This is a genomic window from Flavobacterium subsaxonicum WB 4.1-42 = DSM 21790 (assembly GCF_000422725.1).
Classification (GTDB): Bacteria; Bacteroidota; Bacteroidia; order Flavobacteriales; family Flavobacteriaceae; genus Flavobacterium; species Flavobacterium subsaxonicum.
The window spans coordinates 321706-339610 of record NZ_AUGP01000017.1 but is presented as its reverse complement, the minus strand read 5'-3'; the positions used below and the strand labels follow the sequence as shown (position 1 = coordinate 339610).

General features: G+C 45.2%; 19 protein-coding genes and 1 riboswitch. Of the genes, 10 read left to right on the top strand and 9 right to left on the bottom strand.

Annotated elements, in window-relative coordinates:
- Positions 1-88: 88 nt before the first annotated feature.
- On the bottom strand, positions 89-376 hold the full coding sequence (locus G509_RS0104365; protein ID WP_026990410.1) for a hypothetical protein: 288 nt from the start codon (positions 374-376) through the stop codon (positions 89-91).
- 33 nt (positions 377-409) lie between these two features.
- Complete coding sequence (locus G509_RS0104360) at positions 410-898, bottom strand: hypothetical protein (protein ID WP_026990409.1); 489 nt, start codon at positions 896-898, stop codon at positions 410-412.
- A 230-nt stretch (positions 899-1128) separates the two neighbouring features.
- Here G509_RS0104360 and G509_RS0104355 point away from each other — a divergent pair, with 230 nt between their 5' ends.
- The 3 genes from G509_RS0104355 to bglX are packed head-to-tail and all read left to right on the top strand — an operon-like array spanning position 1129 to position 5887.
- Positions 1129-2223 carry an SGNH/GDSL hydrolase family protein gene (locus G509_RS0104355; RefSeq protein ID WP_026990408.1) on the top strand — a complete coding sequence of 365 codons (1095 nt, stop codon included), beginning with the start codon at positions 1129-1131 and terminating at the stop codon, positions 2221-2223.
- Positions 2213-3598, top strand: a complete 1386-nt coding sequence (locus G509_RS0104350) for a sialate O-acetylesterase (RefSeq protein WP_026990407.1) — start codon at positions 2213-2215, stop codon at positions 3596-3598. The genes G509_RS0104355 and G509_RS0104350 overlap by 11 nt, the downstream gene beginning before the upstream one ends.
- A gap of 9 nt (positions 3599-3607) precedes the next feature.
- Complete coding sequence (gene bglX, locus G509_RS0104345) at positions 3608-5887, top strand: beta-glucosidase BglX (RefSeq protein WP_026990406.1); 2280 nt, start codon at positions 3608-3610, stop codon at positions 5885-5887.
- A 380-nt stretch (positions 5888-6267) separates the two neighbouring features.
- Here the strand turns inward: bglX and G509_RS0104330 are convergent, their stop codons facing one another.
- The gene (locus G509_RS0104330) at positions 6268-6852 is read right to left on the bottom strand and encodes a hypothetical protein (RefSeq protein ID WP_026990405.1); all 585 of its coding nucleotides are present in this window, start codon (positions 6850-6852) and stop codon (positions 6268-6270) included.
- 926 nt (positions 6853-7778) lie between these two features.
- Positions 7779-7872: riboswitch (TPP riboswitch) on the top strand.
- Between the two features lie 67 nt (positions 7873-7939).
- On the opposite strand from G509_RS0104330, the gene thiM reads away from it, so the two are divergent.
- The 6 genes from thiM (at position 7940) to G509_RS0104295 (ending at position 12409) form a co-directional block, all read left to right on the top strand.
- Positions 7940-8746 carry a hydroxyethylthiazole kinase gene (thiM, locus tag G509_RS0104320; protein ID WP_026990403.1) on the top strand — a complete coding sequence of 269 codons (807 nt, stop codon included), beginning with the start codon at positions 7940-7942 and terminating at the stop codon, positions 8744-8746.
- The gene (gene thiE / locus G509_RS0104315) at positions 8739-9374 is read left to right on the top strand and encodes a thiamine phosphate synthase (protein ID WP_026990402.1); all 636 of its coding nucleotides are present in this window, start codon (positions 8739-8741) and stop codon (positions 9372-9374) included. The genes thiM and thiE overlap by 8 nt, the downstream gene beginning before the upstream one ends.
- Positions 9371-10204 (top strand): bifunctional hydroxymethylpyrimidine kinase/phosphomethylpyrimidine kinase, encoded by an 834-nt coding sequence (gene thiD / locus G509_RS0104310; RefSeq protein ID WP_026990401.1) that lies wholly within the window; start codon positions 9371-9373, stop codon positions 10202-10204. Before thiE ends, thiD begins: the two co-directional genes overlap by 4 nt.
- Positions 10191-10838, top strand: coding sequence for a thiaminase II (tenA, locus tag G509_RS0104305; RefSeq protein WP_026990400.1), 648 nt, complete (start codon positions 10191-10193; stop codon positions 10836-10838). The genes thiD and tenA overlap by 14 nt, the downstream gene beginning before the upstream one ends.
- An 86-nt stretch (positions 10839-10924) precedes the next feature.
- Positions 10925-11941, top strand: a complete 1017-nt coding sequence (locus G509_RS0104300; protein ID WP_026990399.1) for a hypothetical protein — start codon at positions 10925-10927, stop codon at positions 11939-11941.
- A 42-nt stretch (positions 11942-11983) separates the two neighbouring features.
- Positions 11984-12409 carry a hypothetical protein gene (locus G509_RS0104295; RefSeq protein WP_026990398.1) on the top strand — a complete coding sequence of 142 codons (426 nt, stop codon included), beginning with the start codon at positions 11984-11986 and terminating at the stop codon, positions 12407-12409.
- 113 nt (positions 12410-12522) lie between these two features.
- On the opposite strand, the gene G509_RS0104290 is transcribed toward G509_RS0104295, so the two are convergent.
- The 3 genes from G509_RS0104290 to G509_RS0104280 all read right to left on the bottom strand — a co-directional run bounded on the left by G509_RS0104290 (position 12523) and on the right by G509_RS0104280 (position 15494).
- Complete coding sequence (locus G509_RS0104290; protein ID WP_026990397.1) at positions 12523-13710, bottom strand: retropepsin-like aspartic protease; 1188 nt, start codon at positions 13708-13710, stop codon at positions 12523-12525.
- Positions 13711-13799: 89 nt separating this feature from the next.
- Positions 13800-14600: a TIGR00266 family protein gene (locus G509_RS0104285; protein ID WP_026990396.1), complete on the bottom strand. Its 801-nt coding sequence runs from the start codon at positions 14598-14600 to the stop codon at positions 13800-13802.
- A 78-nt stretch (positions 14601-14678) separates the two neighbouring features.
- Positions 14679-15494 carry a M15 family metallopeptidase domain-containing protein gene (locus tag G509_RS0104280; protein ID WP_026990395.1) on the bottom strand — a complete coding sequence of 272 codons (816 nt, stop codon included), beginning with the start codon at positions 15492-15494 and terminating at the stop codon, positions 14679-14681.
- Between the two features lie 201 nt (positions 15495-15695).
- Here G509_RS0104280 and G509_RS0104275 point away from each other — a divergent pair, with 201 nt between their 5' ends.
- Positions 15696-16019: a hypothetical protein gene (locus G509_RS0104275; protein ID WP_026990394.1), complete on the top strand. Its 324-nt coding sequence runs from the start codon at positions 15696-15698 to the stop codon at positions 16017-16019.
- A gap of 69 nt (positions 16020-16088) precedes the next feature.
- Here G509_RS0104275 and G509_RS0104270 read toward each other — a convergent pair whose 3' ends face one another.
- The 3 genes from G509_RS0104270 to G509_RS0104260 all read right to left on the bottom strand — a co-directional run bounded on the left by G509_RS0104270 (position 16089) and on the right by G509_RS0104260 (position 17893).
- Positions 16089-16343, bottom strand: coding sequence for a hypothetical protein (locus G509_RS0104270; protein ID WP_026990393.1), 255 nt, complete (start codon positions 16341-16343; stop codon positions 16089-16091).
- A 161-nt stretch (positions 16344-16504) separates the two neighbouring features.
- The gene (locus tag G509_RS0104265) at positions 16505-16837 is read right to left on the bottom strand and encodes a hypothetical protein (RefSeq protein WP_026990392.1); all 333 of its coding nucleotides are present in this window, start codon (positions 16835-16837) and stop codon (positions 16505-16507) included.
- Between the two features lie 198 nt (positions 16838-17035).
- The gene (locus G509_RS0104260; protein ID WP_026990391.1) at positions 17036-17893 is read right to left on the bottom strand and encodes an SDR family oxidoreductase; all 858 of its coding nucleotides are present in this window, start codon (positions 17891-17893) and stop codon (positions 17036-17038) included.
- Positions 17894-17905: the final 12 nt, after the last annotated feature.

Here is a 17905-nt window from a genome sequence, read left to right as displayed (position 1 = left end):
AGAAACCCCTGCTTATGTAGTGCCTACTTTAACACTACCTTACAATAATGCATAAAAAAAAGCCCCGTTAAGGGGCTTAATAATTCAACTAATAACCTGGTTTAGTTGTTGGTGTGGTTCCGGTTCCGGTACCTGTACCCGGGCTTGTTGGAGCCGTTGGCGAGGTAGCAGGATTGGTATTTTTTTTCTTCTTGTCGGTTGTCTTATCCGGCGAAGTAGCGTCAGTAGACTTAGTAGCAGACTTATCCGTTTTTACCCTTGTATCGGTAGTACGGGTTTTGTCTGTTTTAGTTGTCTTGGTCGACGTGGTGTCTGTTTGTGCCTGGGCAATACCAAAAGCTAATATTGCAGCCAGCGTAAAAAAAGCTTTTTTCATGATCGTATGATTTTTAGTGGAATAGGTTTACAATTAAGGCCTTGGCGTTGTGGTTGAAGGCGATGTTGAGGTACCAGGCTGCGTTGTTGATGGCTGTGCCGTACCCGGATTGGTAGTAGGCGAACCAGTTGTGCCCGGAACCGAATTTGGCGATACCCCAGGATTACCTGCCCTTGTGTTGCCCGGTGTTACTGGCGATGTAGACGGTGTGTTTAATGGCGTAGTTGGCGGCACCGTAGTTTGTGGCGTCGTAGTGCTTGGCACTGTTCCGTTTACGTTAGGCACAGCATCGGTACGCGGGGTCTGGGTACGGTTAGGTATGGTAGGGTCGTTGTTAGAACGGCTGTTAGCGTTGGGGTTAGTACGTGTCCTGTCGGCCTGTGTACCCGTAGTGGTTGGCGATGTTGTTGTTGGCGTGGTAGTTGTGGGTATCGTTGTTCTGTTGGTTGTTGTGGGCTGTACCTGGGCCTGTGCAATACCAAATGTAAGTACGGCTCCAAGTGTTATAAATACCTTTTTCATGACTTTTAGATTTTAGTTTATTTTTGATAGTATAAAGTTAGCAGGCTATTATTAGTTAACTGCTTGTTTTTAATATTCTTAACCTTACTTTGTGCTTAAATTGGCAGACACTATTAAAAAGTGTTAAGCCTCCTACAGCTGTTTAAATTGCATTACATTTTGATTGTATTCTATTGGCTAAAGAAAACGTTTTTGTATAATTTGCATACCTTTATATTTAAAACGCTTTTATGCACATTCCGCAAAAAATTCTCTCTCTTTTTATTGTTGCTGCATTTGCCTGCGCAGGTAAATCAGAAAATGTTACCGATAAACAACCCTACACAGCAAAGGGCCGCACCGAAGTTTTACAGGGCAATACCATAGCCTTAATTGGGTCGGCATCCTCGGTAACCTTCGGGTTTAAAGGCACTAAGTGTACCGTTAAGTTATCTACAACAGATACCTACGAACATCATAACTATATTGTAATAGAGGTAGATGGCCAGTACTATAGCCGCTACAAAATTCAGCCTTCGGGTACCAGTGTTCCCGTAATGGTACCGGGCGGGCAGTCGCACACGCTAACCGTTTATAAGGCTACCGAAGCCTCTAATGGCACCGTGCTTTTTAAAGGTGCCGATGGCGACATCTTTCCTGTAAAGGAAAAACTGAAGAAGAAGATCGAATTTATAGGCGACTCTATTACCTGCGGTATGGGCAACGACCTGAGCGAGATACCGTGCGATGCCGGTGTTTGGTTCGACCAGCACAATGCCTACTATTCATATGCGCCTATTGCAGCGAGGGAAGTGGGTGCCGATTTTATGTTAAGCTCTGTTTCGGGCATTGGCATGTACCGCAACTGGAACGACGAGCATGATAAAGAGGCCATTATGCCCGATGTGTACGAAAATCTGTACCTTAATAAAGACACTTCTAAACCCTATAATTTTGGCTTTACAGCCGATATTACCTGTATTGCCTTGGGTACCAATGATTTTAGTAGTGGCGATGGCAAAAAGCCAAGGTTGCCGTTTAACGAAGATGCGTATGTATCTAACTACCTTAATTTTATAGCAACAGTGTACAGGCATAACCCTAAAACACAAATTGTGTTGCTAAGCAGCCCGATGGTTACAGGCGAGCGCAGTGCCACCTTTGTAAAATGCCTTAATAAAATTAAAGACCAGGTAAACAGCCAGAAAGGCCATAAAGAGGTTAAGGTGTTCAACTTTACGGCGGTAACGCCACACGGCTGTGGCTCGCATCCTGAAATTGAAGACGATAAGCTTATGGCATCTCAACTGGCACCGTTTTTAAAAACACTATTAAATGGAAAGTAATACCCTTAAAAAGCTATTAAAGTATCTGCTGCTGGCGTTAACTGGCTCAGCTTTAGGTAATGTATCGCTGCCGGCATTTTTTGCAGATAACATGGTGCTGCAGCGCAATGCCGAAGTAAAGCTGTGGGGTTGGGGCAACCCATCTGAACCCATAACCATTACCACAGGCTGGGATAATAAAGAATACAAGGTAAAGCCCAACAACCAGGCCAATTGGGAGATAACCATACAAACGACGGGTGCCGGCGGGCCGTATACCCTTAGCATTAAAGGCTATAACGAGCTGACCTTTACAAATGTAATGCTGGGCGAAGTCTGGCTGTGCTCCGGCCAAAGCAATATGGAGTGGACTCCAAGTGCCGGAATAGACAATGGCGCAGCCGAGATTGCTGCGGCTAACTACCCTAACATCAGGTTCTTTACAGTGCCCAAGCTAACGGCTAAAAACGAGCAGATAAACCTAACAGGCAACTGGCAGGTGTGCACGCCCGAGACTATGAAATACTTTAGCGCCATAGGCTACTTTTTTGCGCAGCACCTTCAGGAAGACTTAAAGAATGTCCCTATCGGAATTATAAATTCAAGCTGGGGAGGTACGCCTGCCGAGATCTGGATGCCAACTGATTATATAGCTAAAGATGAGGTTGTGGCTTCGGCGGCAGCCAAAATTAAACCCGTTTCGTACGGCCCAACCGAGGGTGGCCGGGCTTACAACGCCATGATACATCCGCTGGCAGGTTTTAAGATAGCCGGCGTGTTGTGGTACCAGGGCGAAAGCAATGTGGGCAGCCAGGTGTATAATAAAACCCTTGGTGCGCTAATAGCCTCATGGCGAGCTGCATGGCAGGATAATTTCTCGTTCTATTTTGTGCAAATAGCACCCTACAAGTACGGGGGCGATGGTTACCACGGTGTTATAATTCGCGATGCGCAGCGCAGGGTATTACACGAAACAGAAAATACGGGTATGGTGGTTATAAGCGATGTAAGCCCGACTGACGATATCCATCCACGCAATAAAAAGCCTGTGGGCGAACGCCTTGCAAACCTCGCGTTAAGTGCTCATTATAAGGTAAGTAAAGGTGTGGTTAGCGGCCCCTTATATAAAAGCCATGAGGTTAGAGGCAGTAAGCTTATAGTGCAATTTGATAATGCACAGGCACTTACCTTTAAAGATAAAACCAACCAGTTTGAAATTGCAGGGGCCGATGGTGTGTACCATCCGGCAACGGCCAAAATAGATAAAAGTACGGTGGTGCTAACTTCCAAAGACGTTAAAAAGCCGCTACATGTACGCTATGCATGGGGTAACACCTTGCAGGCCAATCTGTTTAACGGGGCGGGGCTGCCGGCAAGTTCTTTTATCAGTGAATAAAACAAACCAATGAAACGAACCAAAATTTTAGTAGCCCTGGCGCTGTTTGCAATGGGCACGGCACAGGCACAGAAAAAGAAAACAATGGACAAGAAACAGGATATCGAACAGAAGATCACGGCTTTAATGGCCAAAATGACCCTTGAAGAAAAGGTAGGGCAAATGAACCAGTACAATGGCTTTTGGGATGTAACGGGCCCATCGCCAAAAGAGGGCAACGCTGCCCTTAAATACGAGCACCTTCGCAAGGGCTGGGTGGGTAGCATGCTTACCGTGAGGGGAGTAGAGCAGGTGCGCGCCGTACAAAAAATAGCGGTAGAAGAAACCCGCCTGGGCATTCCGCTTATTATTGGTTTTGATGTTATTCATGGCTATAAAACCCTGGCACCTATACCGTTGGCAGAAGCTGCCAGTTGGGATATGGAGGCTATTAAACATTCGGCGCAGGTGGCGGCAGACGAGGCATCGGCGTCGGGCATCAACTGGACGTTCGGACCTATGGTAGACATCTCAAGGGATGCCCGCTGGGGCCGTGTTATGGAGGGTGCTGGTGAAGACCCTTACCTGGGCGCAAAAGTGGCTACAGCGCGCGTTAAAGGCTTTCAGGGCGACGATCTGTCCGCGCCCAATACCATTGCTGCCTGCGCTAAGCACTTTGCTGCCTATGGATTTGCAGAGTCGGGCCGCGATTACAACACCGTAGATATTGGCAATGCTACGTTGTATAATACTGTTTTACCGCCATTTAAGGCGGCTAATGATGCCGGTGTGCGCACATTTATGAACTCCTTTAACATCCTTAACGGGGTGCCGGCAACAGGCAGCAGCTTTTTGCAGCGCGACATCCTTAAAGGCAAATGGGGCTTTGACGGTTTTGTGATAACCGACTGGGCCTCAATTAAAGAGATGATTACCCACGGCTTTGCCAAAGATGGTGCCGAGGCTTCTGAAAAGGCGGTTAAGGCCGGTGCTGATATGGATATGGAATCGTACCTGTATGTAAATGAATTAGTTAAGCTGGTTAATGAGGGTAAGGTAGATGTGGCTTTGGTAGATGATGCCGTTCGCCGCATTTTACGTGTAAAATACGAGCTTGGCCTGTTTGACGACCCATACCGCTATTGCGATGAAAAACGCGAGAAGGCTACCATAAACAGTAAGGCCAACCACGAGGCTGTTTTAGATGTTGCTAAGAAGTCTATAGTGTTGTTAAAGAACGAATTGAACCTGCTTCCGTTAAAGAAAACAGGCCAGAAAATAGCCCTGATAGGGGCGCTTGCCGCCGATAAAAACAGCCCGTTAGGCAGCTGGAGGATAGCCTCAGACGATAACACAGCGGTATCTGTTTTAGAGGGCATGCAGCAGTACAAAGGCAACACGCTTACCTACGAAAAGGGCGGCGAACTGTTCATCGGCAAGTCTACATTTTTAGATGAGGTGGTGTTTAATACCACCGATCGTTCTGGTTTTGAGGCTGCTAAGAGAGCAGCTAAGGATGCCGATGTTGTGGTAATGGTGCTGGGTGAGCATGGCTTCCAGAGTGGGGAGGGCCGCAGCCGTACCAACCTCGATCTGCCGGGCCTTCAGCAAGAGCTGTTGGAAGAAGTGTACAAGGTCAACCCTCGTATAGTGCTGGTACTCAACAATGGGCGTCCGCTGGCATTGCAGTGGGCGGCAGAGCATATTCCGGCAATTGTAGAGGCCTGGCACCTGGGTAGCGAGACGGGAAATGCTGTGGCTCAGGTACTTTACGGCGATTACAACCCAAGTGGCAAACTGCCCATGAGCTTTCCGCGCAACGTGGGGCAGGTGCCTATTTATTACAACCAGCACAGCACCGGAAGGCCTGTAAACAGCGACAGTAACGTGTTCTGGTCGCATTACAGCGATGTGGAGAAAACTCCGCAATATGCTTTCGGTCACGGACTTAGCTATACCACTTTTAAATATGGCACTCCTAAATTAGATAAGAAAACGTATGCCAAGGGCGAACCGGTTAAAGTAAGTGTAGAAATCACTAACACAGGTAATTACGATGGTAAAGAGGTTGTGCAGCTGTACATGCGCGATGTGTCGGCAAGCCTGTCGCGTCCGGTTAAAGAGCTGAAAGGCTTTGAGTTAGTGTCGTTTAAAAAGGGCGAGACCAAAACCGTGACCTTTACGTTAACCGATGCCGAATTAGGCTTTTACAACAACAACGGCGACTACCTTGTAGAGCCCGGAACCTTTAAAATATTTGTGGGTACGAGCAGCGATAATGTGCAGGAAACCGAGTTCGAATTAAAGTAATATAAATACTACAATTTTATAAATAAAAAGCACCAACCCGTTTGGTGCTTTTTTGCGTTTGATATTTCACTTTTGGTATAATGCAGCTTAAAAAAAAGCTTCATATTTCACTTTCGGACTTTGAGTTAGCGTTTTTGCGTTTTCTTATAAGGTTGGTTTTCAGCTTAATATTTTTTTGACACATTTCTGATTTTGCATTTTAGTGCCAAAAATGGCAAAATGGGCCAAAAATGGCAATAGTGGTGTGAAATATCAAATCCATTCTCCCCTAAAAAAGTTTACTGAAAAAGCCACTTCAGTACTCCAACATAAAACCCGTTGTAACTTTGCATCGGGGAAAAGGGGTAATAATTTTTGAGATTTTTGTTGCAGACGATTCTTCAATTTACGGCATCGCGCCTTTTATCAATTTCTAATTTTACAAAATAATAGATTACGCAAAGGCCTCCATAAAACAGCAGCCTTTCGGTAAGTCCAAGTAAAGCGTAGCCAAACAAAGAGTAACCCTGTGTCATACTCCACGAACTCGGCAGGTAATCGCGGTGAAGAGAGGTTACAAGTATTACAAATTTTTCGAAATTCAAAAAAAGCAAAAAACCAATAAGCAGCCGCGTAACGCGATTTCTTGCAATCCATTTAAACCATAAGAGTTGGCTAAGGGTAATATAAAATATGTGCTGAAACCAATATGCCCACGCATACGGCCCGGCAATTCGGTTTAGCAGGCTGGCCCTTTCATCTTCCGGCAAATCGGCAGCCAATGATATTGTTAGCGCACTCATCCATAAAACGAGATAAGCCAGGCCAGCGAAAATAATAATACGGTTGGCAGCATTAGCCAGCCCCATAATAACGGGGTGGTGCCTTAAAAATAAAGAAGCAATAATTAATACCAGTGTAAACAGGCCGTATCCTCCAAAAAGAAAAAGGTCTATTAGGTGTAAAATAGTGCCAACGGTTTCCATGCAGCGCGCAGTGTTATTTTTCTAAAAGTTACCAATGGCTAAAGCTACAAAGATTTTTTCTTAGTTGTAAATGGTATTTTTAGGTAGTTTTTGATAATTGATTGTAGGCTATGAATGAGATCGCCGCGCTCCGTTGCACTGCGCTCGCGAAGATGGTAGTAATTGTGCCAAAGGCAATTCGTGAAAATTCGTGTCAAATTACGAGTGAGATCGCCGCGCTTCGTTACACTACGCTCGCGATGACGGTGCGTGAAGATGGGAAAGGATGTGCGAACCGTACCCGTGCCGTCTCTGCGAGGGAGGCACGACCGCGGCAGTCTATTCTTAATTTAGTTATGTGTGAGATCGCCACGCTCCGTTGCACTACGCTCGCGAAGACGGTAACGGGTACTGGGTGTAGTTGTGCCAAAGGCACAAAGCTTTGTGTTCTCTCAGTAAGCTAATGATTAAGAATTATTCTTTGTGCATCTCTGCGATCACTCTGTGAAACTCTGTGGAATAGTTTATTCGCGGAATCGTGTCAAACTACATGTGAGATCGCCACGCTCCGTTGCACTGCGCTCGCGATGACGGTGCGTGAAGATGGGAAAGGATGTGCGAACCGTACCCGTACCGTCACTGCGAGGGAGGCACGACCGCGGCAGTCTATTCTTAATTTAGTTATGTGTGAGATCGCCACGCTCCGTTGCACTGCGCTCGCGAAGACGGTAACGGGTACTGGGTGTGGTTGTGCCAAAGGCACAAAGCTCTGTGTTCTCTCAGTAAGCTAATGATTAAGAATTATTCTCTGTGTATCTCTGCGATCACTCTGTGAAACTCTGTGGAATAACTTACATGACTTTAATTTGTGTAACCTGCCGGCAGGCGGGCAGGTTTCGTGGCCTTAAAAATTATTGGCATTACCATTTACAATCCTTATATTTGAACTTTGGCTTTAGGGGTATTCTGAAAAAGAATTGAGAGAGTCCCTTTGAACCTGACACGGTTAATACCGTCGTAGGGAAAAGCGTAGCAATACTACACCGTTCAATCTTCCTGTTTTTTTGGGAGACTCTACAGCCATATTTTATTTAAACACCTTAAAAATATGAAAGAGTCTCTGTGGGAAGCCGTGCTTTCCGTTAAGAAAAATTCGCCCCTTGTACATAACATTACCAACTATGTGGTAATGAACAACACCGCCAATGCCCTGCTTGCCGTGGGTGCATCGCCTATTATGGCGCACGCCCACCCCGAAGTGGCCGATATGGTTGCCATTTGCAGCGCTACTGTCATTAACATTGGCACGTTAGATGAGTATTGGGTACAAAGCATGCTAACATCTGCCGCCAAGGCAAAAGAGCTGGGCAAACCCTGGATATTAGACCCTGTGGGTGCCGGTGCCACCGCTTTTAGAAACGATACCGCCGCCCAACTGCTTACCTACAAACCAACCGTAATTCGCGGCAACGCATCAGAAATTATGGCACTAGCCAAAGTTAGCCAGCAGCAAACCAAAGGTGTAGATAGCGTGCACCAAAGTACCGAGGCCGTAGACGCCGCCAAGTGGCTCAACCAAACAACCGGTGCCGTAGTTTGCGTATCGGGTGCAACCGATGTTGTTGTATCGGGCCACCGAAAAATACTGCTTAATAACGGGCACGCGCTTATGCAGCAGGTAACCGGTTTAGGCTGTACCGCCACAGCCTTAATTGGCGCTTTTGTGGGCAACAATACGACGGACCCTTTCCAGGCCACAACTGCTGCTATGGCGTTGCTTAGCATTGCGGGCGAAATTGCCCAAAAGCAATCGGCCGGGCCGGGCAGCCTTCAGGTAAACCTGTTGGATAAACTGTACAATATTACTGAGGCCGAATTTTATTCCCACTTAAAAATGGAAGAATATAATGAGTAGCATTTTTCCGTATCGTTTATATCTGGTTGTGAGTCAGCACGACTGCCTGGGCCGCGATATCGTCTGGGTTACAGAACAGGCCGTAAAAGGCGGCGTTGATGTGGTGCAGCTTCGGGAAAAGCATCTATCGATAGCCGACTTTACCGCAACCGCCCTTCGCCTTAAGGCAATGCTGGATACGTATAACGTTCCGCTTATTATAAACGATAACTTAGAGGTGGCAAAAGCATGCAGCGCGGCGGGCATACACGTTGGCACTACCGACATTGCCCCATCAAAAATAAAAGCCCTTTGGCCACAGTGCGGCATATTGGGCTACTCTATCGAGCACTTAGACCAGCTGTACACGGCAGAGGCTGAGCATGCCGATTACCTGGGCATCAGCCCCGTGTACAGCACCCCTACCAAGACCGATACTGTTACTGAGTGGGGCCTGGAGGGCATACTTACCATCCGTGGGCTTACCAGCAAACCCCTTATAGCCATTGGCAGCATGAATGTTGATAATGCCCGCAATGTTATACGCGCAGGCGCCGATTGCATTGCGGTAGTCTCGGCCATATGCGGGGCCGATGATCCGGCGAAAGCCGCCCACGAAATTCGCACACAAATAGAAAAAGCATTATGAAACATTATACCTACCCCACCGTGCTTAGCATTGCCGGAACCGACCCCAGTGGCGGTGCGGGCATACAGGCCGACCTTAAAACGTTCTCGGCTCTGGGCTGCTACGGCATGAGTGTTATTACTGCACTGGTAGCCCAAAATACCTGCGGCGTACGCGCTATACACAGCGTGCCTGTAAATTTTGTAAAGGCACAATTAGAGTCGGTTTTAGAAGATATACGCCCCAATGCCATTAAAATTGGCATGGTACACACGCTTGAACTGGTAACCGCCATTGCCGAAACCCTGCAACAGTATCCGGACATTCCCGTGGTATTCGACCCGGTTATGATCGCTACCAGCGGCGACCGGCTTATTGAAGAATCGACCGTAGCGGGCATTGTGCAGCAGTTGTTTCCGTTAGCGGCAGTTATTACCCCCAATTTAGACGAGGCTGCCCTGCTAACCGGCTCCCCAATTACCACTGTACCCCAAATGCACGAGGCCGGTACTGCCATTATGAATTTAGGTTGCAACGCCCTGCTGCTAAAAGGCGGACATTTACAATCGGCACAGCTAACCTCGCTGCTTTTTACAGGCAGCGGTGCACCGGAAGCTTACGTTTCTGATAAAATAGAAACTAAAAATATGCACGGTTCCGGCTGCACCTTATCATCTGCCATAGCAGCCTACCTGGCTCAGGGCAAACACCTGAAAGATGCCGTTGCCCTGGCGCAGGAATACGTGCACGGTGCTATTTTGCATGCAAGCAATGTGGTTATTGGCAAGGGCAACGGCCCGCTTAACCACTTTTATAACCCCTTAAAAATGATTAAAAATGAAATGGACTGATACCGCCTGGCACGAAGCCCTGCCTATATACAACCGCATTACCAACATGCCTTTTATAACCGATCTGGCTAACGGAACCCTTAAGCAGGAGCAGTTTAAATATTACCTGCAGCAGGATGCCCATTACCTGGAGTATTTTGCCCGTGCATTGGCCATTATTGCTGGCAAAGTGCCCGATGTTAACACCATGCTGGATTTTGTGCGTTTTGCCGAGGGTGCCATTATTGTGGAACGCGCCCTGCACGATTCGTATTTTGCAGAATATAACGTTACTGAGAGGGCACCCCTTTCGCCTACCTGCCACCATTATGTGCATTATCTGCAAAGCACCGCCTATGCAGCCGATGTTGCTGTGGCTATGGCAGCGGTACTGCCCTGTTTCTGGATCTATAAAAAGGTGGGCGACTATATTTTGGAACATCAGGCTAAGAACGAAAACCCCTACCAGGGTTGGATCGATACGTATGCCGGAGAAGAATTTGGCCTTATTGTACAAAAGGCTATTGCCCTTTGCGATGCCGCAGCCGCGGAAGCATCTCCGCTTCAGCTTAAAAAAATGACGGCTGCTTTTGTAACGGCAAGCCGCCTGGAGTATGCCTTTTGGGATAGCGCCTACAAGTTGGAAAAGTGGTAGGCAAATTTAGCCAAATTTTATTTTCGCTGTGCTGTAGGTTCGTCTGTAGGGTTTTGTATATTTGGTTACATTAATTAAAACTCGTTATGAAAGTCCTGCTGTACTGCACTCTTATAATGTTACTGGCATCGTGCCATAATAAAGATGCTGCCCTAATGCCGGTTAAGTCACAAATAGCTAAAGATACCACAGCAGCCTATAGTTTTAGTTTTGATACTATAATAAAAGAACTTAAAAACAGTGTGGAGTTTAACCCTGAAAGCACTTTTAAATTTGATAAAATTATTATTGAGGGTCAAAATACAACTACTTTTATTTTTACTGAAACTAACGGCAATTGCGAGTTAGCTTATCTGGCGCGAAGCCTTGATAATAAACTGCAAAAGGTAATTATAATACATAAAAACTGCGATGCGGATTTGTCTTACTATAAATACTACAGGCTGCAAGATTATGCCATAAACAACAACAAGATTTTTATAACCAAAATTACCACCGAGGTTAAAAACAAAGCCCTTATAGATAAAAAGGGTTTTCTTAAAAATGGGCTTCAGAGCGATGCATCCGGCCTTGCAATTACCGATACTACTTACATTATTTTTAGCCTTAATGACATTAATGAATTTAAACTATTTCCTAAAATAAACGAGCCCGATGCCCCTAATGGTTTTGGCTACCTAAAAAAACTGAACACTAATTATACCTTTACTTCTTTTAAAGTGTCTTTATATACCGGCACGCTGGCAAACCCTGTTTTTAAAGGTAATCCGTTTGCTAATGACCCTGAATATGTAACATTTATAACCGAAGGCTGTAAGCAGAAAGGCATTAACTTTGGTGGAAAATATACTGTTATAGAAAAGAGTTGCGGCGCCATGTGCTCGCATATTTTTTTGGTAGACCGCACTAATGGCACGATAATTACAGATAAACAACCGTATGGCGATGGGCATTATGGTTATCTTTACAAAAAAGGCAGTAATTTACTTATAGCTAATTCCGGTTTATTTACCAATAATAGCCTTGTTTACTATGATTCGCATTGGGATGGTGTTGCCCCCGAACTGTTTGTTTGGAAAGGCAAAAAATTTAAAAAAATATAATAATGCGGGATTAACCTGCTTAATAAAAATTAAATTAGCTAAATGAAATACTTTCTTACAGCTTTTATACTTTTAACGTTTGGCACCCTTTCTGCCCAGTACGCCGACCTGAACAAGATGGAAATTCAGCATACATCGTGCATGAAGGAAACCGATGCGCTTACCTGCCAAAGCCAGTTTTACTGGTCGGTTAAAGATTTGGAGGTGGCGGCGTATCGCGATGCGTCCGGCCTGCTTAAGGATGCCGATTACGAAAAATTAAGGGCCGAGGAGGAGAAGTGGCGCATTAGTGCCGACAAGCTTTGCGATAAGGCCATGCAGACTTTTAAAAACAAACACCCTAACGTTGACCCGCTTGCACCCAATACCAAAACCGAGCGTAAAGATGCTATTGCCCTTTTTAAACAATGTGCCGATTTTACTACGGCACGTATTAAAAAACTGGCTTTAATTATTGATAAGTCGTAAAGTTTTTAAAGTCTTAAAGTCGAAAGTTTTAAAGTCCGTAGGCGAGAGACTAAAAGTCTGAAGCACTTAGATGGTGTAATTAGTGACAAAAAAATTGGATAGGTAGTAAAGACTTACTGCTTAACAACCTGTACCGTTCTGGTTTCGCCGGTTTTGGCATCTTTAATAACAAGGGTGGTGCTGTCTTGCGGTACATCCATTTCGAATAATAATTTCTGGCAGGTATCAAGTCCGGTAAGGTTATGGCTGCCAAAGCTTAAAATTTCATCTCCGGGCTTTAGCTGTGCTTCAAGGGCTTTATCCCACACAATGCCCACTATCATTTTTTCGTCTTTAATGATGGGTTTAAAAGGCCATGTTTTTTCTGTAAGGTCTATGTTGTTTACATCGCCAAACGGATCAAAGTAAAAGCGTCCGTTTTTATAGTCGAGCGTAATGTTGCCGTGCTTTAGTATTTCGATACCAATGCGCGAGCGCTTGTCAGACGTTGTAGTAGCCGTTACATTGCTAAAACCGTTCCTGCCAATGGCAATTCCCGGTATGCCTACCTTATACTGCTGCTCGGCCTTGGCAACGCCGTATAATCCTATGGTAAAAAAGCCTGTTGCCTGCCCAAGGGTAGTAAACAAATTGTATTGTTTTGCATTATCGTAAACGGCGGTAGAGAGGTCGTAAAAGCCGCTCATACCGGTATCTACCAGCAGGGTTTCATCGGCAGTAATATCTTTGGTAACCAGGTCTATGCTTATTAACGGGCTGCTCTGGCCTTGCTCCACCAGCATTTTAACCGAGTTTTTACGGTTTAAGGGGAGTTTTTTGGCAATATCGGTCAGGGTAATGGTTTTGGTTTTAGATGCTATATGCACAATAGAGTTGCGCAGTAGGTTACTGCCAATAAAACCATCTATGTTAAGGCAGCCCAGGGGGCCAAAATCTTTTATAACCAATACGGGGGTATCTTTAAAGGTAACATCGCCAATTTTTAAATTATCGAGCTTAACTACCTGAAGGCTGTCTTTAAGGTCGTTAGCATCTACAATTTCTATCTTACTCATAAGCGGGCTGTTAAGCTCTGCCGCCAATTCTGCCGAAATTGAGGTAGGCGCACCGGTATCGAACAAAAAATTATGGAGCTTGCCATTAAGCTCTACCTGAATAATGAGTTTATCCCTTTTTAGCGTATAAGGTACTGTTGTATAGTATCCTTTCTGATTAACGTGCCCCTGGTTAAAGCCGGTGAAATCCTGCGCAGTAAGGGTAGTAATAAATAGTATTGAAATAAGGGTAAAAAGTAGTTTCATATAATAGTGGTTAGCAGTGCCTAAGTTATCAAATTATAAGCCAAATAAAAAAGGGCCTGAGCCCTTTTAGTATATTTTTCGCTAAGAAATTAAAACCTGTTATCGCCATCAAGCAAATTGCCAAGGCCACCCAGTAGGCTGCCTTCGCCGCGCTGCTGCCCGCCACCCTGTGGTGCCGATGCATAAATGCGCCCTGCAAGCCTGCTAAACGGCAACGATTGTATATACACCACACCGGGGCCGCGCAACGTGGCATAAAATAAGCCCTCGCCACCAAATACGGTATTTTTAATGCCGCCCACAAACTCAATATCATAATCAACGCCCTGTGTAAAGCCTACAATACAGCCGGTATCTACCTTTAAGATATCGCCGGCGGCAAGCTCCTTGCGTGCCAGTGTACCACCAGCGTGAACAAACGCCATACCATCGCCCTCCAGCTTTTGCATAATAAAGCCTTCGCCACCAAAAAGGCCACGGCTTAATTTTTTAGAAAACTCAATGCCCACAGTAACGCCTTTAGCAGCGCATAAAAAAGCATCCTTCTGGCAGATGAAACGCCCACCCACCTCGGTAAGGTCTATCGGGATAATCTTGCCCGGATACGGCGATGCAAAGCTAACCTTGCGCTTGTCTTTATATTGGTTTAAAAAAACTGTCATAAACAGGCTCTCGCCGGTTAGCAGGCGTTTACCGGCGCTAAAAAGTTTGCCCATAATACCTTCGGTCTGGTTAGAGCCATCGCCAAAAATGGTTTCCATCTGTATGCCGTTATCCATCATCATAAAGCTGCCGGCTTCGGCCACAACGGCCTCCTGCGGGTCAAGCTCTATTTCTACATACTGCATCTCTTCGCCAAATATCTGGTAATCTATTTCATGTGCTGTCATTATACTATTGATTTTTTAGATTGATTGACTAATTAGATGACGCTTGCACATTTTTGTTACAGCCTAATTACAGAAATTTTACGAAACCAACTTAGCTGCCTGTACATGCATCCAGTCGTAATTACGATCGCGGCCCAGGCTAACCCAGCCTTCTTCTTCCCAAAAGTCCCACCACTTGTTATATTCCGGCCTTGCAAAGGTAGCCTTATCGCGGCCCCAGTTCAGCTGGTTATTCTCAGGGTCAAAGTCCAGCGCAATGCCCCAGGAGTGGGTACTAAGCGATGTACCGCCCCGCACCAGGCGGTAATTAAAGCATCCGCCGAAATAGTCGAGGCGCAGGCGTTTAATTTCGTCTATACCATAGTGGTCTAATGTTTTGTTGAGTACCCGCAACAGGCTATCCTTAACTTTTTTGTGGGCGGTTATGCGGGTTACTTTTTTAGACGTATCCCACGCTATTACAAGCGGGTAGGGCACAGTTACCGATACCAGGTTGCTGTTGCCTGTTTCTTTCGGAACGCCATAAAACGCAGTAAGGGCACTCTGGCTTTGCACCGGCCAGTTGTTGGGGTTAACCGGGTCGCGGTCTTCCGGGCGCCAGGGTTCGGGTTGCTGCCCGTAGAGCAGTTTATACCTAAGCTGGTCGTAGGCGGTTTGCGTTTGCGGCCCCCACAACCCATCGATAGTGCCGGGGTTAAAGCCTTCGCTTTTGGTAAAAAGCTGTACAGTGCCCACAATTTTCTTTTCGAGAGTCCATGTTTTGGTTAGCTCCGGTAGTTTGTTTAGGGCTGCTTTGGTGTTGTTGCCAATTATACCATCGGCAGTGCCGGCACCAAGATTTTTTGAATTAAGGTAGCGTTGCGCCAGTTTAATAATTTGAGGTGTTAAATCCATAGTTATTAAGGTGTTATATGTAAAATTAACGCTTTATTAGATATAAAATCCAACTATGTTAAAATTAATTACAATAATTTTTTAACAACCAATAGTTATAAATTGAATAAATTTAACAGCTTTTAGCTTAGTCTTAGGATAACTACAACACAACACGCCTTTTTGCTATAGTATCTTTACTAAACTAAAAGAGCAAATATTATGAAGAAGATTATCCTTTCGCTATCAGCCCTATTTACAATAGGCGTAGCATCAGCCCAGAGTTACATTAAACAACCAGACCCAACTACTTACAACGTGGTAGAATATAAAGCCACTAAAAAAGCCGAACCAGCTGCAGAGGTTAAAGCAGAAGCCCCGGTTACAGCACCTGCTGCTGCAACAACGCCTGCTGCTAAAACTAAAGTAGCTACTACTGCACCAAGGCAGGAACGTGCCCGTGTAGAAGATTTTACACAAGATGCAGCAAGTACTACATCTCAGCCGGCTGTAACCGATAAAAAGGTTGCAAGTAAAAATAAATAGTATATATACACCCCAAAAAAGAAGCCGCCTTATTTACTAATAAAGCGGCTTCTTTTTTGTGTTAAGTTGTTACATAAAACCATGCCTGTTAGGTTGGTTATCTGTACGGGTAATATTACGCCCTTCCATAACCGGTGTCCTGTGGTACAGGTGGCTTTCATGATGATGGTGGCCATCTTTTCTAACCTGTTTAGGAAAGGTGGCAAGCTCGTTTGGATTAACAAGTGCCGGGTCATCATACGGCATAATTACATTGTAATATGCCCCGTTAGCTACGTCGCCCTGACCTGCCTGATCCTGACGATAATTTAGATTAGTTGCCATAAATAGATGATTTGCTTACATTAAAGGTACAAATATTTTATCAAATTATCAGTATAATGCCTTAAAAATCAATATATCGTAATAGTTGTAGTGTTTACGGGCGTTTGCGCAAAAAAAAAGAACCCGTTAAGGTTCTTTTTAAGTTGTAAAGCGGTAATAAATTACATAAAACCGTCTCTGTCAGGGTTGTTATCGGTCGAAATTATATTCCTTCCTTCCCTTACCGGCGATTTTCTGGTATTAATTAAATGCGTTTCGTTCTCGTTATCAAGTTCTTCCTTGCTCAAAATTTCGGCAGGTGTAGGGAAAGATGCCAACTCTTCCGGATTTGTAACCGCAGGGTCTTCATAAGGCAGGTCAAAAGGCGTAAGGTCCATATCGCCCTGTGGCCTTTTATTATCGTGCGTTCTGCTCAAATCCTGGTTAGGTACTATAATGTTGTCTGTATTTGGCCTGATAATGTTATCGTTAAAGCCGTTTTCTTTATTTTCCATGATTTCTAAATTTTATTGATTTGTTTATATTAGTATTGAGATATTAGATTTTAGTATTGAGAGGTTAGAATTGAGATATTAATTTAGTATTGATATTAGATTTTAGCCTCCTAAGATGTCTATTATCTCATGTCTAACATCTATCATCTAACATCTTTTTTAACCCGACAACTATCAACCATCAACCATCAACCGCTCTTATCCCCCCGTCATTTCTCCTCCGTTAACGTGCAGTACCTGTCCGGTAATGTACGATGCATCTTCGCTTGCCAGGAAAACGTAGGCCGGACCCACTTCGCTGGGTTGCCCCGGACGTTTAAGCGGCACATCCTGCCCAAATTTTGCTACATCCTCGGGCCTGAAACTCGATGGAATAAGCGGTGTCCAGATTGGGCCGGGGGCCACACCGTTTACACGGATGCCTTTTTCGGCCAGCATGGCCGATGTCGACCTGGTAAAAGATACAATAGCACCCTTGGTGCTGCTGTAATCTATAAGGTGTTCGCTGCCCCTGTATGCCGTTACCGATGTGGTGTTGATAATGCTATCGCCCTTTTGCAGGTGCTTAAGCGCCTCTCTGGTAACATAAAAAAATGGCAGTATGTTAGTCTCAAAAGTTTCGCGCACCTGGCTGCCGGTAATATCTTTAAAATCGGTTTGAGGAAATTGCACTGCGGCATTATTAACCAAAATGTTAAGTCTGCCCAATTCTTTTACGGTTTGTGCCACGGCGCTTTGGCAAAAGGCTTCGTCTTTAAGATCGCCGCTAATCAGCAGGCACTTTTGGCCTTCCTTTTCAACAAGCGCTTTTGTGGCTTCGGCATCCTTATGTTCATCATAATATACAATGGCAACATGGGCACCCTCTCGGGCAAAGTGCACTGCGGCACTGCGGCCAATACCGCTATCGCCACCTGTAATAAGGGCAATTTTGCCTTTAAGCTTATCGCTCCCTTTGTAGCCAGCACGTATAATTTCCGGCTCCGGATTCATTTTGTACTCATCGCCAGGCTGGCTCTGCTGCTTCTGCGCAGGAATTTCAGTTGGTTTAGACATACCATATTTTTT